We start from the raw sequence: 15,952 nt of genomic DNA on the forward strand, positions 1-15,952 counted from the left end.
CCATGCTCCGTTTCCTCGACGGCCGCAGGCGCCGTAAGCCTCGTCGGCCCCTCACCCGCAGCCGGCGGATTGAGATCGCGGTGCCCCCCACAGCAGCCGCAATATCCCTGCTCTTCGAAGGCATCGGCTGGTGGATCAGCCGCTGACCAGAGCGGCAGACACTGTCGAGGGCCCAAGCCGCCAGGCGGCCCGGGTCTTTGACTGACCACCAGTCCCGAACAACTCCAGCGCGCTGTCAACAGATCATCGACATCCCGTAGCAGAGCTGAGCGCTGTTGCTGAGGTGCCTGACTCAGCAACAGCGCTCAGTCGGAGGCCCATGAGCATCCAGCGCGTCTCACGGGACTCCTTGGTCAGCAGACAGCTGTCCGAGTAGCACCCGAGCCGAGTCAGGTCGCTCGGCGTCATACGCCTACCGCTCCGTCGATCCGCTCACGGAGCAGGTCGGCGTGTCCATTGTGGCGGGCGTACTCCTCAACCATGTGGATGAGCACCCAGCGCAGCGAGACAGTCCCGCGCCATCCGTCGTCTCCTGTGATGTCGAGATGGGGAGCTTCGGCGACAAAAGCATCGGCGAATTCCACCTCAGCGCGCCACGCCTCCCACGCGGCGGCGATGACCGCAGGATCGGGCACCGCACCGTTGATGTCCTGGTCCGGGTCGGAATCCGAGTGGAACAGGGGCGGGGCGTCTTGCCCGGCCAATACCCGCCGAAACCAGCGGCGCTCCACATCAGCGAGGTGCCGGACCAGTCCCAGCAGCGAGAGAGTGGAGGGCTCCACAGACCGCCGGGACAACTCCACGCCCAGACCGGAGCACTTCAGCTTCAGGGTCGCACGCTGGGCACCCAGGAAGTCGATGAGCATGCTTCGCTCGTCGCTGGTGGCACTCGTGCTGAACCGACGATCAGGCTCGGCGCTGGTGAAAACACCCGCTCGCCCACGTGGACCTGTCATACCCGCCATCATCCACCGCGCTCGACGGGCGGTGAGCTCCGGCCTTGTGCCGGGGTGCGGGTCGGTCCGTTCTCGCCTTGTGGCCCCCTCGTGGACAGACCCCGCTCCGCCACGGCCGGAATGTGTGAGGGTGCTGTCATGAACAACGAAATACGACGCACCTGCCGGGGATTTGCGGAGCTCTTGGTGCGGCTGGGCATAGCGACGGAGGAACAGGCCGCGACCGGCCTGGCGGAGGCCGCCGGGATCGGCATGGACCTCGACGAGGAATTCGAGGACGCCGAGGAGCTGACCTTCCTCGTCGGCGACTGCGGCCTCGGCTTCCAGACGCCCGAGAAGGTGTCGGGCGATCTTGAGGACGGGTACAAGGAGCTGCTGCTGGACGCGGCGGCGTGCTCGGGCGGTGCGGTGGTGGTCGATGACGTCGAGCTGGTGAAGGACGAGGACGGCGACGAGTACCTGCACTTCCGGCGCAATGGCCGGTCGATATGGCACCTGACGGAACACCTCTCGGACAGCACCCGCTACATGGACTGGAATGCCGCCTTCGAGGCCATCGGCGACCTCGTGCCCGGCAACGACGATCCACGCTCCTTTTGGCAACTGGACGAGGAGTCCTATGACGCCTGGTGGCTCCTGATGACGCCCGACCAGGCCCAGGGCCTGAAGGAATTCGGCCTGGCGATGCCGGTGGAGCTCGGCAATGGGGTCCGCGACGGCATGCCCACTGCGGAACCCGAGACGCTCGCCTAGTACATGGAGTTCGATGTGATCTTCTGATGTGGGCGTGACACTTCGACGACAACTCCTAGATGTTTGAGGGCTGGACGTTCGTGACACCATCCCGGAGCCGTGAAGCGGGCGGCTGGCCTCCTGCCCCGCCGTGTGGCCGGTGGTAGTTGTAGTGGATGTTCCACACGGCGATCGCAGCTGAGCGAGCGTCCTCGCTGGTGAACTCTCGTGCGTAGAGGACTTCCTCGGCCAGAATGCGCTGGTAGCGCTCGACCTTCCCGTTATGCCGGGGCGTGTAGGGCTTGGTCTTCTGGTGCCGGGTCTGTTGGCCGACGATGCGGGCGAAGTCGCCGGAGCGGTAGCAGGCGCCGTTGTCGGTGACGATCCTGTGGATGTGGTTGATGCCGTGGGCGGCGAACCAGGCCTTCGCTCGCGTGAGGAACGCTGCCGCCGTGGCTCCCTTCTCGTCGTCGAGCGGCTCGGTGTAGGCGAGTCGTGAGAACCCATCGACGACGGAGTGCAGATAGACGTAGCCGCGTTTGGCGCCTGCCGACTTCGCCCGGTCGGCAGCCTTCGCCTGGTTGCTGTCGCGGCCGTGGACTCGCCAGCCGCCGCCATCGGGAATCCGGCCGACCTTCTTCACGTCCAGGTGCACCATGTGGCCGGGCCAGCGAGCGATGATCTTCCCCGGCTTGCGGTTGCTCTCGCCGCCGGGGTCGATGAACTTGCGCCTGCCGAGGCCGAGCCGACTCAGGTGTCGGCTGACGGTCCTGCGATCGATCCCGAACCCGACGCCAGCAAGCTCGTCGGTGATCCGTTGGGCGGACCACTTGTATTTGCGCCGCCAGGCCTCGATCTGCTCGATAACCCCAGACGGTGTCGCGTTCGGACTCCGGTGCGGGATCGAAGGACGGTCTTGAAGCCCGGCATCGCCGTGGCGGCGTCACCGGCTGACCCACTTCGATGCGCACGCTCGTGAGATTCCCATCTCTGCGGCGACGTGACTAATGGGCCGACGCCGGCAGCGCTCGACGAGTCGTCGTCGACCTTCGAATGACAGCGGCGCATTTTGGTGAGTCAATTGGGCTGGTCCTTTCGCAGGCGGTCGGCCCGCGCGCAGCTGCGTGCCATCGCCTTGTGCTGGCGTGCGCGTTCGCTCGGAGCCACGGAACGGCAACGTTCCTTCGGAGAATCCCGTGACCTATCGAGGTTCTCCGCTGATGACCCAGAGATGGCCGAACGGGTCCTCCACCCTGCCTTGCCGCTTGCCGTAAGGGCGGTTGTCGACCGGGATCACGAGCTCAGCCCCTTGCTGCACCATACGGTCCGCCGTCGCGTCGGGGTCCGGCACTGTGAGCATGATCAGGACGGGCGAGCCGCCCACTGACCCGGGATCGCTCCACCCCCACTCCTCAACGCTCTGAGCCAGCGCAAAGGCGACGGAGTCGAGCGCGAGTTCGGCGTGGTTCACCACGCCGTGGTCATCGGCGACTCGGAGGTTCACCTTGGCTCCGAGAGCCTGGTTGTAGAAGGCGATCGCTGCGTCGGCATCGGAGACCAGCAGCTTGGGGTGCAGTTGGCTATTCATGCCCCGATGGTCATGGGGCAGGGCGTTGCCACCCTTGTAGATTTCGGCCCTCTTCATCGAGCCACGCGGTTGGAGTCGTGTTCATGAGGTCGCGGAAGTCACGCACAAGGTGACTTTGGTCGTGATAGCCCGACTCGGCGGCCACTTGGGCCCATGAGTCCGCGCCTGCGCCGGCGCGGCTCACGGCGGACGCCAAGCGCGCGACGCGGGAGGCGAATTTCGGCGTGACCCCCAGTGAGCGTCGCATTATGTATCGCAATCGCCGGGGGCTCAGGTGCGCGTCTCGCGCCAGTTCCTCAACCGACGCCGTCCCCCCACTGACTCCGATCACGCCCAGTGTTCGGAGGGCGTCTTCGGGCCCTTTGCCGCGACCAGCCCGGTGCAGGTACTCAAGGAGCCGGACACGCATGACAGCCTCGCGGTGACCGACCGGATGGTCGGCCAGCTCCTCGCACAGCGAGTTCACCCACGGCAGGACGGCATCGGCGCTGACGCCGCCCGCGTCCACCTCGCTCAGCGGCACTCCGGTTAGCCGTTGCAACGTCGATGGCGACAACTCGGCATAGGCCATCGGCTGCTGCGACCGCAGGGTCGTGGCCGGAGTCGCTACCCCGGGCCGCATCAACCCGGCCACAACCGCCTGGGCATTCTGGGTCCGTCCGTCGTAGTGAACCTCGATCGGGGCCCCCAGGCTGACAACCAATCGAGCGGACAGAGCCGGGACGGCCCGATGCAAACGAGGCTGACCATCGTGTCCGCTGACGACCACCACGCCGATGCCCGCGGCACGACATGCCTGACGTAGTTCCACCTTCGCATTGTTACATTCCCCGGCGCCTTGAGGCCGAGGCTTGCCCCGCGCAGCGCAGTCAGGTGCATGTCACCAACGTCCTGCCCCGCAACACCTAGAGGCCGGCGGGCTCGGGGACGAGGCCGCCGGCTACCAGGCCGGCATGTACCGCCTGACCCAGGGCGTGCACAGCGGACTGTGGGCGAACCATCACGGTGAACTCCTTGACCCGGCCCGTCTCGTCGAACTGGAGCAGGTCGATGCCGTGGATCTGCTTTCCGTGCACGGTGGCCCGGAAGAGCAGGATCACCGACGGAGCCTCTTCGCCGTCTGTACCGGTCTCAGCCGCACCATCGAGGTGTCCGATGTAGCGGAAGTCCTCGAAGGTGCGCAGCAGGACACCGAAGAGTCCGAGCACCGTGGGCTTGCCCTCGAAGGGAGTGAACTTCACCGGGCTGTAGAAGCGGATGTCGTCGGTGAACAGGTCGTCCAGTGCGGCGAGATCGCCCTTCTCGACGGCGGCACGGAAGCGTTCAGCGGTCTCCATGACCCCTCCTCGTACTCAAGGATGTGATTAGTCACTTTCTTGAGTATGATGCAGGGGCGGGCGAGGAAAGGGAAGGGGCTGTTGCGATGGCCTTGCGACACGCCGTACTGGCGGCGCTCCTGGACGGCGAGTACAGCGGATACCAGCTGGCGAAGGCGTTCGACGTCGGCGTCGCGAACTTCTGGCACGCCCTGCCCCAGCAGCTGTACGCCGAGCTGACCAAGCTGGAGAAGGAAGGGCTGGTCGCGGGCCGCGAGGTGGTCCAGGAGAGCCGGCCCAACAAACGCCTGTTCCGGGTCACCGACGCCGGTCGCGCCGAGTTGGAAGAGTTCGCCGCCGCCGCGCCGAAGCCCTCGTTCATCCGCGATGATCTGCTCGTCAAGGTCCAGGCCGCCGACCGCATCGGCACCACGCCGGTGATCGAACAGCTCGAAGAGCGAGCCTCCGCAGCCGAGGCCAAGATCGAGCTTCTCGGCAGGCTCCTGCGGCAGCTGCGCGGCGACGTGGACGAGGAGGAGTTCCTCCGCCGAGGTGAGCGCATCGGGCCGTACTTGACCTGCTTGCGAGGCCTGGCCTTCGAACAGGAGCACCGGGACTGGTGCCTGCGGATCGCAGCCGTCCTGCGGGAAAGGCAGACGACTCAAGCCGAGCGGTGAATACCTGCGCTACGTCGCCCTGGGCGACAGCCAGACCGAAGGGCTCGGCGACGGGGACGACACCATGGGCCTACGCGGCTGGGCCGACCGGTTCGCCGAGCACCTCACGGCCGTCAACCCCGGGCTTCGGTACGCCAACCTGGCCGCCCCCCCGGGCAAGCCGTGCGGCACAGCGGTGTCCTCTCCGGACGCGGCGGAGAACCCGTACGAGAATCGCCACCCAGCTGCAGATCAGCCTCCGGTTCCCGACCAAGCACCCTCCAGGATTCCCGGAACCCGTGCACTTCCCTGGGCACCAACGAAATGCCGTCACCGCAGGCGCCCACCGGCTCGACGTCGGGCCCAGCCTGCCCGCCGTCCGATGAGCCGAACTGAAGAGCAGTCCTGCGTGCTTCAGCTGGCCGGGGGCCGACCCGGCACGGGATCATGCCGAGATGACCTATCACCTTTCCGCCTCGCCGACCACGGTGCGGCTCAAGCGGTACACGAAGACTGAGCAGAGCGAAATCCTGGGCGACAGTGCCGACCCCTTCGGCGTCGCCGACGCCGGCTTGACGTGGCTGCCCAAGGACGACCACTTCGGTATCAGGCAGGAAGGCCGACTCGTGGCACACGCCGGTCTGCTGCGACTGCCCATATCGATCGGCGGGCTCGACACAGAAGTGGTGGGCGTGGGCGGGGTGGCCGTTGCGCCTGATCTGCGGGGACGCGGGCTGGCACGGTTGGTCGTCACAGCGGCCCTGGACCACGCCCGGACGATGGGACCGCAGAACGGGCTTCTCTTCTGCCGACCACCCCTCGTCCCCCTCTACCAGCGGCTCGGCTGGCGAACGCTTGACCAGGACGTCCACGTCGAACAATCCGGGGGCCTCGTGATCATGCCGCTGCGGACCATGTGGACACCACTGCACAACGGTGCCAACTGGCCTGATGGAGCGGTACGCCTGCGCTCGCTCCCCATGTGATCGACGCCCTCCGGTGAGCACCGTCCCCGCTCGGCCGCCCTCACCAACATCAATGTTCGAGCGCGGAAGCGGCCAACTCAGGCGCGCTCACGGGCCAACTGACGTGTTCAGCCACAACGAGCCGAGCCACCATGAGCAAGGGAGAGGAGGCATGGAGGTCGATGCAGGTCCACAGCGCGGTACGCACGATTCAAACGTACGGGGCGAGGTCCCGCTCGCAGCTGAGCCCTCCCCGCACTCCAGGCGGTTCCCCAAGGCCATCGGCCATCGGCCAGAGGCGGTGGGCACGGCCTCTGCGGGAGTGGCGGCACGTCACGCCGGCCCACCGGTTGCGGCGACGGCCCGTCGGATGATCGGGACGTGGCGCATAATCGGCCCGCATGAGATCGATCAGAGCGGCATTCGTGGGCGCCGCACTCGTGTTGACCGTCTCCTCCTGCGGTACCGACGGCGATGTGGGCAGTTCCGGCGCCGGATGCCCACCGGGTGCCGCCAAGCCCCGACATGCCCCGAAGAGTTGGGACCGTCCGGCGGACTTCGACAACGACGGCTACCCCGATGCGGTGGATGTGGTGCTCGGTGAGCCGGACACGGTCGAGGGCACTCCGCCCGCCGTGCTGAGCCACGGCGGGATCGGCCCGCTCGCTGTCTTCATGGGCGGCAAGGGCGGACTGCGTCCCACCGGCCGCCCGCTGGCCGACGGTGTGGTCCCGCCGGGCTCCGGCAGCAAGTGGAAGGAGGGTTTCGCCTACACCTACACCGCCGACCTGGACGCCGACAGTTATAGCGACGTCCTCGCCGAGCAGCGGATCCCCAAGAATGAGTACGCCGACAAGTACACCCGATCGATGGTTCTCTTCCGGGGCGGCCCGAGCGGGCTGAGCGCCCAGCCGATCGCCGTCCCCTACCCGGCGGGCTCCGCCCACACCGAGTCCCCGCCCACCGCGATCGGCGACTTCAACGGCGACGACCGGGCCGATGTGCTCGCCCCGGTCGCGGGGAAGGTACCGGGTTCGATCGGCCAGATCCTCTACGGCCCGTTCGGCTCGGACGGCCGCCCCGCCTCGACCGGCACCGTCACCGTACGAGGCACCGCCCCCGGCCTCAGCTACTACTCCTCGCTGCGCCCCGCCGACATCGACGCCGACGGCCGCACCGACCTGCTGCTCACCACGGAGACGGACGACCCCGAGGACGACGACTCGGGCGGCATCCACCATCCCCTGCGCTGGTTCCGCGGCACCACCGAGGACGGCATGGTGGAGGGCAAGTCACCCCCCGGGAAGTACAGCGCGGGCCTCGAGACCGGCACGGACTACGACGCGGACGGCTACCCGGACACCCTGCCCGGCCCCAGCCCGGAGGGCGGTGGCCGGCTCATGCTGCGCGGCGGCCCGGACGGATTCCGCCCCGGCATCCAGCGCCTGCATGTCGACGCCCTCGGAGCGTCCATGGTCACCGGCGACATCACCGGCGACGGCCGAGCCGAGGCCGTGTCCACCCTCGGGACCGGTACGTACGGCACCACGCGGAAGCTCCTGGTGTCGGAGATCGAGGCGACGAAGGACGGCGCCCGGATGCTCTCCCTGCAGCGCATCTCGCACAACGACAAGAATCTCCCGGGTGCGGCCGCCAGGACCGAGTTCGGCGGCACCCTGCAGCTCCTCGACGGCGAGCGGGATGGCTGCACCGACCTGCTGACCGGCGCCGCGTTCACCGGCCCGGCCTACCAGCGCGGCGGCTTCTGGGTGTTCCGTGGCGGCGCGGACGGGCTGCGCACCGACGGCATCCGCCATTACGGGCTGCGGGAGCTGGGTCTGCTGAAGACGTGAACGCTTTTGCGCGGAAGGCCGGGGAGCCCGGATACCGTGGCACATGATCGGGCCCATGAACCCGAGGCGGACCGCGGCGAGGAGAAGGGCGGCGCTCGGGTGCCTCGCGGCGGCACTGGCGGTGGCCTCGTGCCAGCCGCTTGACGAGGCCGGGGCGGCGGGTGTTCCGGAGCGTACGCCGGCCCCGACCGTGGTCCCGTAGGCGTCCAGCACCAGCCGCTTCGCCTCGTTCAGCCCAACGGGCGATGAGGCAGGCGCACATGGGGCCCCGTGGCTGCCTTACTACTGGTGACTGAGGCAGGAATCCGGACCTTGACAACGGCATTGGACGGTTATTGAACTACTTGCCGGCCGATGAGGTGCCCCAGAACGCTTGGATCGACTGGACGCGTTGCGTATCCACCGCTCACCGCGATCGGGCGAGCCGGAATCCGAGGTCGTCGATGCGGAAGGTCGGGTGACTCTTGCGACGGCACGACGCCCGGCATCCTCGGGGCGGATCATATCCACCTCCGCCACGGAATACGCGGTATGGGCCATAGACGCTGCGATCGTAGAGATCCCAGCACCACTCCCATACGTTGCCGAGCATGTCGTAAAGGCCCCACGCATTCGGTGCCTTGGTCGCGACGTCGTGCACCTCGCTGCCGGAGTTCCCGCGATACCAGGCGATCTCGTCCAGCTCTCCATAGCGCGCACCGAGGGTCCCGGCCCTGCATGCGTACTCCCACTCCGCCTCGGACGGGAGGCGATAGCCGTCGGCTGCCCAGTCGCAGACCACGTCTTGCCCGTCGGGGTCGTCGCCTATCGAGTAGCAGGGTTCGAGTCCCGTCGCTTGCGAGAGAAGGTTGCAGAACCGAACTGACTCCTTCCAGGAGACCTCGGTCACCGGTGTCAGCGGCCCCGCCGAACTCGCGGGCACCTCGCCCCGAACGGCGCGGTACAGCTCGCGGGTCACGGGATACGGCGCCAGTCGGAAGGCCGCGACCTCGACCTTCCAGTTCCTCTTCGTGCCCTCGTCCCGCAGGACGATCTCCCCGGCAGGTATGCCCCTCATGCCCTCGGCGATCGCCTGGGGGAGTGTCGGTTCAGGGCTCAAGGCAGCTCCTCTGCTCCAGCGCATCAGACCTCCGCTACGACCTGTCAGCAGCCCGGCGGGCGGCTCATGCTTCATGTCTCTCGAACAAGTGACGATACCGAGCAGTACGTCACGGCGGCGCAGAGCGGGAGATCGACCGCAGTGTCGGCCTGCCCAGCCCCACCATCCGTGGCTTATCAGCTCGGCAGGCTGGGGGGATGGGTCGCTGGCGGCGGGGCCGGCATCCCGATCCTGCGACAGGGCGTCGTGGCTGCCGCTCCCGTGCTGACGTGCTGGTTACGTGCGCAGTGCCTGCAGCGGTGCCCGTTCGGTGCTGCTGGAGCCGTACCCGAGGCGGGTTCGGCAAAATACTGTTACTGCATCAGGACCGTTTCAGCACGAGCTCAGCTGACATAATTCCCTGGGGTGCTTCTTTGAGAAGTGCTCGTGGTCATCGTGATCACAGGGGGAGTAATGACAGGACGAAAAGATTCCGCTCACTCGACATCCGGACGGCATGCTGACGAATGGGCCGTGCCCGGCTACACCAACGTCAAGGAGTTGGGCAGGGGAGGCAACGGCCGGGTCGTGATCGCTTTGCACGCTGCGACCGGCCGGTATGTCGCGATCAAGTACCTCAATGAAGAACTGTGCACGAGCACTGCATTTCGCACTGCTTTCCAGACAGAGGCCAAGCTCCTCAGCAGTCTGAACTCACCTCATGTGACGCACCTGTACGAATATGTCGAAGCGCCGCAGGGTGCCGCCATCGTCATGGAGCTGATTGCCGGCGCGGCCCTGCGCGCGCTGCTGCGCCAGGAGGGCCCGACCGGACCCGAGGCCGCACTCGTCGTACTCAAAGGTTCTCTCCTGGGCTTGGCCGCCGCTCACGGCGTGGGCGTGGTGCACCGGGACTACAAGCCCGAAAACGTGCTGGTCACCAGGGAAGGCCAGTCCAAGCTGGCGGACTTCGGTATCGCCGCGCGTACCGGCGAACACTGCGGCTTCGGCACACCGGCGTACATGGCCCCTGAGCAGTGGGAAAAGGGGGCCACCACCGCGGCTACTGATGTCTATGCCGCGACCGTGACCTTCTACGAGTGCCTGACCGGGGTACGCCCATTCAACGGCGAGAACCGGTGGGAACTCCTCGTGCAGCACGTCACCGCGCCGGTGCCGATGGACCACGTACCAGAAGCGGTGCGCAGCTTGGTATGGCTCGGCATGGCCAAGGACCCAGCCCAGCGACCCCAGAACGCCACGGCGTTCCTTCAACAGTTGGAACAGGTCGCCGGGACCGCGTACGGACCGGACTGGGAAGAGCGCGGCCAGAGCCGCCTGGCCGCGCTGGCGGCCCTGCTGCCCCTGGCCTTCTCACGCCTCAACACGACCCCGGTAGGTGCTTCCGCGGACCTGGCCCTCACCGTGCTACCTGGAAGCCGCCGCACTCAGCTCGGCAAGCGAGGCGACCTGATCGCCGGAGCGGCTGCGCTGGGGATAGCAGCCCTCGTGGGCCTGATGCCAGGAGTCTGGGCCGGACAGGAAGAGGCTCACGCGGAACAGGCAGGGGGCCACACACAAGCCATCACCACCCTCGACCCGCGCGACGGCTCCGGCGGTCCATCGGCGAGGACGGATACCCCGCGGGAGGAGAACACCTCCACAGACAATGCAGGTCAGGGCAGCGGGCCGCAGGACAACACCAAGACACCTCGGCCCTCAGCGTCGGCCGGCACCACCACTCCTGAAAGGCCGTCACAGACGGGTTCGGGTGGTGGTGACGAGGGTTCTGGGGCACCTTCGGAGTCCGGGTCTGGTACGGGTTCGGGTGGGGGTCACGAGGGTTCCGGGACACCTACCGAGTCCGGTTCGGCTGGTGGTGAGGGGGGTTCTGGGGCACCTTCGGAGTCTGGGTCTGGTACGGGTTCGGGTGGGGGTCACGAGGGTTCCGGGACACCTACGGAGTCCGGGGCCGGTACGGGTTCGGGTGGGGGTCACGAGGGTTCCGGGACACCTACGGAGTCCGGGGCCGGTACGGGTTCGGGTGGGGGTCACGAGGGTTCCGGGACACCTACGGAGTCCGGGGCCGGTACGGGTTCCGGTGGTGGTCACGAGGGTTCCGGGACACCTACGGAGTCCGGGACTGGCACGGGTTCCGGCGGCGGTGAGAAGGGTTCCGGGACGGCCACCGGATCCCATGGACCGTCGCCGGTGACTCCGCGGCAAGGGGTTCCGCCGTCGGTAGTCGACCCCGGGTGACCAAGATCACCGATGCCAGGCCGGGATGGACAACACCGGCCTGGCACTGGCCCTGATGAGTCATGGCCCGGACAGGAGACGATCAGGCAGCCATCAGCAGAGTGATCAACAACGGAGCCGAGTAAAGCTGATCTTCTATAAGGCAGACGCGGGAGAGGACATGTTGCAGATGCGAGGTCTGGAATGACGGACCGTTCCGAGGACTCAGGATTGCTGTGGCACTTACCGGACTCGGACCTGCAACCAACCGTGCCTGACCCGGATCTGCAATCAACTGTGCTTGATCCGGACCTGCAACCGACCGTGTCCGACCCTGACCTGCAAGAAACCGTACGGGCGCACCCTCCCGCCCAGCGCGGAAACGCCGACGACGATGCCTACAGTGCCACCGCTCTCGACGCCCATTGGTCCAGCAGCCAATCGGGCCCCGCCGAGGTACAGCCTGAGAGTATGCCACCACCCACCGGGGCCGCTCCCACGGCACACGAGTCCGGTGTGTTCCGCTTCGGCCCAGGCGTCCCGCCCTTGGGAGTCGGCGACACCGCAGCCGAGGTCTGGCACGGCACTCTGCCGGGCAACGACCACAGCGAACGCCACGGCCGTCTGCACTGGTTGCGACGGTACCGTCTGGCGGCGGCGGTGCTGACCGTAGTGGTGATCTACTTGCTCTGGCCACAGGACACCCCGGACATGCGGATCACTGAGGTGGCAGCGCACACCAACGCGACCCTCACCTGCGACAAGACCGCGGAAGTAATCGCCGTGGCCAGCACCAACGGACAACCGGGCACGATCACTTATCAGTGGAACCGCAGCGACGGCACCTCATCAGGACCGCTTGAAAAACGGCTCAGCAAAGGGCAGCACGAGACCCGCCTTCGATTGCTGTGGACCTTCCACGGCAAGGGGACCGACGACGCGACGGCACAGTTGCTCATCACCTCGCCCACCCCGCATACCGTGTCCGTCTCCTTCACCTATACCTGCCGCTGAACCCAGCGGGCTCAGGAACACCTGGACGTACGCAGCTCCCGTCGACGCAGTGTGCTCAGCCGCGACAACATGACGGGAGCGTGTCCTGTGGTGAGTTGCTGCCGACGGACAGGATGCGCCCGCAGGGCAGCGGAAGCGCCATCATCAATAACGGGGCAGTGTTCGCAGCGATCATCGACGTCCTGGTCAGTGGGGTGTGCCTGGCAAGACCGTCCGCGCCACCGCTTCTCCGACAGCCCCGCTGGACAGGCGGTCCGCCGGAGCAGACGAGTGCGCCGCCGACCGTGGCGTGGAGCCCCGCGCTCAGACACTCGTACAACTCCGACCGGAAGCGTGACACTTCCGTAAACGCATCCCGCAGGACGCGCTGGGCCCCCACACTCGTGACCAACGGCCTTCGCGCTGTTGGTCTGCCGTGTGACATAGCACAGGATCAGTCGAAGGCCGCTTTCGCATCCGCTGTACTGCGAAAACGCTGCTCGGGTTCGAGCCGTGTTCGACGTCGGACCTGAGGAACAAGAAGCACCAACCTCAGACCAGTGCCATGCACACCATGAACGGGACCGGTATCAGTACGGCCGTGCCGAGCCACGTGCCAAGCCGGTCACCACGCCGCAGCGGCAGGAGCAGGTCCACGATGAGGACCAACACCAGCATGAACAGCCCTGTCACCGTCAGCAGGAACATCACGGGACCCGCATGATCGAGAGTGTGGTAGTTGCAGTTGGCGAGTCCGGCGCGAGCCAGGTCATCCGCGCTGTGGCAGTCCATCGGCAGGTACTCGGCCAGCAACCACCACGTGAGGTAGAGCGGGATCATGGCTGGTACGCCAAGGGCGAGATTCACCACGCCGGGTATCCAGAGGCCGCCCCTCGCCCGCTGGCCACGATCGCCCTTCACACCGGTCTCTGCCACAGCCCTCAACCCTTGCCGCTTCCTGCCCGCCGGGAGGGAGAGACGCTCAAGGTCCGTTCGATGGTTCCGTGCCGGAAACGGGCGGCCGCTGAGCTTGGTCCGTAACCCAGCTGCGCAAGCCGCGACACGCGGTGACGCGGCGCCGGCCGGTTCGGAGCGCTCGGTCGCCGACGCACGCGCCTGCAGCGCATGCCTCCTGCTACGACAGCGTGCCGGCGACCACGGATGCCGCCTCCGCGATCAGTTTGTTGTCGTAGTCGGCCTCTTCTTTGCTGCGGTTCGACATGATGGCCATGACGATGGGGGCAGTATCCGGGGGCCACACCACGGCGATGTCGTTGCGGGCACCGTAGGCACTGCCGCTTCCGGTCTTGTCGCCTACTACCCAGCCGTTGGGCATCCCGGCCCTGATGAGCTCGGCTCCGGTGGTGTTGGTCTGCAGCCATGTCGTGAGCTGTGCACGTTCGCCCTTGCCGAGGACGTCTCCGAGAACGAACGCGCGCAGATCTCTGGCCAGCGCCCGCGGCGTGCTCGTATCCCGGGTATCGCCCGGGGCCCATCGGCTCAGCTCGGGCTCACGTCGCTCCATCCGGGTGACGTCGTCGCCGATCCCCTTGAGTACGGCCTCGAGGCGCTTGGGTCCGCCGAGCTCCTCGAGGAGCAGGTTGGCCGCGGTGTTGTCGCTGTAGCGGACGGCGGCGTCACACAGCTGTCCGACGCTCATCCCGGTCTTGACGTGCTTTTCGGTCACGGGAGAGTTGGCGACCAGATCGTTCCTGGAGTACTTGATCATCCGGTCCATCCCGCTCAGGGAGTACTTTCGCAGCGCGGCACCGGCGGCCAACGCCTTGAACGTGGAGGCGTAGGCAAACCGCTCGCCATCGTTGTAGGCCACCTCCCGCCCGGTGCCGGTGTCGACGGCGTAGACACCCAGCCGTGCGTCGAACTTGCGCTCAAGATCCTTGAACTCGCGGGCGAACGGCTTCGCCGCCGCACTCGGGCTCGTCGTCGCACTCGGGCTCGTCGTCGCGGTGGACGGCGACGACGAGGCCGGGGAAGCGCCTTGGCCGCAGGCCGCAAGCGGGACGAGGGCGAGCGTGGCAAGCGCACCAAGAACGGCGCGTCGGGCACGGGTGTGCTGCATGGTCGAAACCTCCCGGGTGCCCCGCACAGGGGGGCATACGGGATGGAGTGACACGGCTCCATCCCGGTGTGTGGTCATGAGTGCCCGACCACCCTCACCTTCGGGTGACCATGCGGTCCAATACGCTCCCGCGCTGTTTCATGCCGATCCGGCATAGAGTGCAGGCTGTGGATCTGGTGGGAGCGTGTCGTGCGTTCGTCAGCGTCAGCGAGCACGGCAGTTTCACCGTCGGAGCGGCAGCTGCCCGGATGTCTCAGTCGGTGGCCAGCCGTCGCGTCGCCGCTCTGGAGGAACGTTTCGGTGAGCAGTTGTTCGAGCGCACGTCGCGGCGTGCCGTCCTTACACCCTTTGGCCGCGACATGCTGCCGGCGGCCAGGCAGCTCGTGCAGGCGGCCGATGTGCTGCTGCACGAGGCAGAAGCCGCCAAGCACAAGCCATGGCGGCTCACGGTGCCCGGCATCTGCTCCACGGTCGGTCTCGCCCGCCTCGTCGCCGAGGCACGAGGGCACGGCGTCACCCTCGATCTCCGCGTCGCGGCGCCGACGCAGCGCAGGGAGCTCATCCACTCCCAGCAGGTGCATGCTGCCTTGCTCGCGGTGCCCCCGGACGAGGCGACGTGGTCCGTGCCGCTCGGGCTTGCCGGCGCCCAGGATCCCGGCATGAAGCGCGTCTACCTCGAAACGCTGCGGATCGGACGAGCCTCCGCCGGCCCTGCCTGCCGTATCTGGATCCAACCGGAAGATGACGTACCGCACATCCGCGACCCGCTGACGCGACTGCGCGACGCGGTTGGCCTGCGGCCCGCACAGCTCGTCGCCGCGGCCGATCTGACGACCGCCGCGGCAGAAGTCCTCTGCACACGCGACCTGCTGCTGTGCTCCCCCGCACAGGCCGAGGAACTCGCCCTGAACTGGCGGCCCATCGGTGAGATCACGCTCAGCCGGGGGTTCGCCCTCGCCGCCGCCGCGGACGGCAATCCACAGCACATCGAAGCGCGCCTGGGCGACGTCATCGCCCGCTGCCTCGGCGCAGGCACCCAGGCGGGCACCGCGGGAGGGGCGGCGGCGTGAGCACCGAGGCACTGCTTCGCGAGATGCGCCGGCAGCTGCACGACGGCGGCCTGTACGGCTGCCTGCTCGTGCGGGATCTGCACACGGGAGAAGAGCTGGGGATCGAGCCGGACACACAGCTGCCTGCCGCTTCCCTCGTCAAGATCCCGCTCGCGCTGGCGACGGCAGAGCGCATCCGACGGGGCGAGCTCAATGGAGCGACGATGCTCGATGTGCAACCCGGGCGGATCACCACGCCCGGCCCCACCGGGCTGAGCCGATTCCAGCACCCCACCCGGATCGCGATCGACGACTTGCTCTACCTGAGCACCTGTGTGAGTGACGGAACGGCCGCCGACGCGCTGTTCGACCTCACCCCGCCCACCCAGGTCGCCGACATCCTCCACGAGCTCGGCCTCCGCGGCATCACCGTCCGGCACAGCATGCG

General features: G+C 67.4%; 16 protein-coding genes and 2 pseudogenes. 10 read left to right on the forward strand and 8 right to left on the reverse strand.

The features are described from left to right. The first annotated feature begins 2 nt into the window (after window positions 1-2). Window positions 3-146 carry a hypothetical protein gene (locus ACTWQE_RS24185; RefSeq protein ID WP_443331138.1) on the forward strand — a complete coding sequence of 48 codons (144 nt, stop codon included), beginning with the start codon at window positions 3-5 and terminating at the stop codon, window positions 144-146. Window positions 147-404: 258 nt separating this feature from the next. Here ACTWQE_RS24185 and ACTWQE_RS24190 read toward each other — a convergent pair whose 3' ends face one another. Further along, on the reverse strand, window positions 405-956 hold the full coding sequence (locus tag ACTWQE_RS24190; protein WP_443331139.1) for a DinB family protein: 552 nt from the start codon (window positions 954-956) through the stop codon (window positions 405-407). A 138-nt stretch (window positions 957-1,094) separates the two neighbouring features. Here ACTWQE_RS24190 and ACTWQE_RS24195 point away from each other — a divergent pair, with 138 nt between their 5' ends. After that, complete coding sequence (locus ACTWQE_RS24195; protein WP_443331140.1) at window positions 1,095-1,709, forward strand: hypothetical protein; 615 nt, start codon at window positions 1,095-1,097, stop codon at window positions 1,707-1,709. Between the two features lie 55 nt (window positions 1,710-1,764). On the opposite strand, the pseudogene ACTWQE_RS24200 reads toward ACTWQE_RS24195, so the two are convergent. The 4 genes and pseudogenes from ACTWQE_RS24200 to ACTWQE_RS24215 all read right to left on the reverse strand — a co-directional run bounded on the left by ACTWQE_RS24200 (window position 1,765) and on the right by ACTWQE_RS24215 (window position 4,613). Continuing rightward, window positions 1,765-2,769: pseudogene (locus tag ACTWQE_RS24200) on the reverse strand (IS481 family transposase). A gap of 120 nt (window positions 2,770-2,889) precedes the next feature. Beyond that, window positions 2,890-3,276, reverse strand: coding sequence for a VOC family protein (locus ACTWQE_RS24205; protein WP_443331141.1), 387 nt, complete (start codon window positions 3,274-3,276; stop codon window positions 2,890-2,892). 10 nt (window positions 3,277-3,286) lie between these two features. Next, a complete protein-coding gene (locus ACTWQE_RS24210; protein ID WP_443331142.1) occupies window positions 3,287-4,087 on the reverse strand; it encodes a helix-turn-helix domain-containing protein in 801 nt (266 codons plus the stop codon). Between the two features lie 94 nt (window positions 4,088-4,181). After that, complete coding sequence (locus ACTWQE_RS24215) at window positions 4,182-4,613, reverse strand: nuclear transport factor 2 family protein (RefSeq protein ID WP_443331143.1); 432 nt, start codon at window positions 4,611-4,613, stop codon at window positions 4,182-4,184. A gap of 86 nt (window positions 4,614-4,699) precedes the next feature. On the opposite strand from ACTWQE_RS24215, the gene ACTWQE_RS24220 reads away from it, so the two are divergent. From ACTWQE_RS24220 to ACTWQE_RS24235, 4 genes and pseudogenes are all read left to right on the forward strand, one after another. Then, the gene (locus ACTWQE_RS24220) at window positions 4,700-5,269 is read left to right on the forward strand and encodes a PadR family transcriptional regulator (RefSeq protein ID WP_443331144.1); all 570 of its coding nucleotides are present in this window, start codon (window positions 4,700-4,702) and stop codon (window positions 5,267-5,269) included. 4 nt (window positions 5,270-5,273) lie between these two features. After that, window positions 5,274-5,414, forward strand: a pseudogene (locus tag ACTWQE_RS24225) (SGNH/GDSL hydrolase family protein); the annotation flags it as partial. A gap of 289 nt (window positions 5,415-5,703) precedes the next feature. Further along, window positions 5,704-6,234, forward strand: a complete 531-nt coding sequence (locus ACTWQE_RS24230; protein WP_443331145.1) for a GNAT family N-acetyltransferase — start codon at window positions 5,704-5,706, stop codon at window positions 6,232-6,234. Window positions 6,235-6,614: 380 nt separating this feature from the next. Then, window positions 6,615-8,066: a hypothetical protein gene (locus tag ACTWQE_RS24235; protein WP_443331146.1), complete on the forward strand. Its 1,452-nt coding sequence runs from the start codon at window positions 6,615-6,617 to the stop codon at window positions 8,064-8,066. Between the two features lie 406 nt (window positions 8,067-8,472). Here the strand turns inward: ACTWQE_RS24235 and ACTWQE_RS24240 are convergent, their stop codons facing one another. Continuing rightward, window positions 8,473-9,123 (reverse strand): formylglycine-generating enzyme family protein, encoded by a 651-nt coding sequence (locus ACTWQE_RS24240; RefSeq protein ID WP_443331153.1) that lies wholly within the window; start codon window positions 9,121-9,123, stop codon window positions 8,473-8,475. 555 nt (window positions 9,124-9,678) lie between these two features. Between ACTWQE_RS24240 and ACTWQE_RS24245 the strand changes: the two genes are divergently transcribed. Both ACTWQE_RS24245 and ACTWQE_RS24250 read left to right on the forward strand, forming a co-directional pair. Further along, window positions 9,679-11,403 carry a serine/threonine-protein kinase gene (locus ACTWQE_RS24245; RefSeq protein ID WP_443331147.1) on the forward strand — a complete coding sequence of 575 codons (1,725 nt, stop codon included), beginning with the start codon at window positions 9,679-9,681 and terminating at the stop codon, window positions 11,401-11,403. Between the two features lie 183 nt (window positions 11,404-11,586). Then, window positions 11,587-12,396, forward strand: coding sequence for a hypothetical protein (locus tag ACTWQE_RS24250; RefSeq protein WP_443331148.1), 810 nt, complete (start codon window positions 11,587-11,589; stop codon window positions 12,394-12,396). 531 nt (window positions 12,397-12,927) lie between these two features. On the opposite strand, the gene ACTWQE_RS24255 is transcribed toward ACTWQE_RS24250, so the two are convergent. Beyond that, complete coding sequence (locus ACTWQE_RS24255; protein WP_443331149.1) at window positions 12,928-13,311, reverse strand: hypothetical protein; 384 nt, start codon at window positions 13,309-13,311, stop codon at window positions 12,928-12,930. A 199-nt stretch (window positions 13,312-13,510) separates the two neighbouring features. Then, complete coding sequence (gene bla, locus ACTWQE_RS24260; protein ID WP_443331150.1) at window positions 13,511-14,455, reverse strand: class A beta-lactamase; 945 nt, start codon at window positions 14,453-14,455, stop codon at window positions 13,511-13,513. Between the two features lie 110 nt (window positions 14,456-14,565). Here bla and ACTWQE_RS24265 point away from each other — a divergent pair, with 110 nt between their 5' ends. Beyond that, a complete protein-coding gene (locus tag ACTWQE_RS24265; protein WP_443331154.1) occupies window positions 14,566-15,525 on the forward strand; it encodes a LysR family transcriptional regulator in 960 nt (319 codons plus the stop codon). Continuing rightward, a partial coding sequence (locus ACTWQE_RS24270) for a serine hydrolase (RefSeq protein WP_443331151.1) occupies window positions 15,522-15,952 on the forward strand: 431 nt, incomplete at its 3' end. The genes ACTWQE_RS24265 and ACTWQE_RS24270, both read left to right, overlap by 4 nt.

The organism is Streptomyces sp. 8N706, assembly GCF_052245415.1.
Lineage (GTDB): Bacteria > Actinomycetota > Actinomycetes > Streptomycetales > Streptomycetaceae > Streptomyces.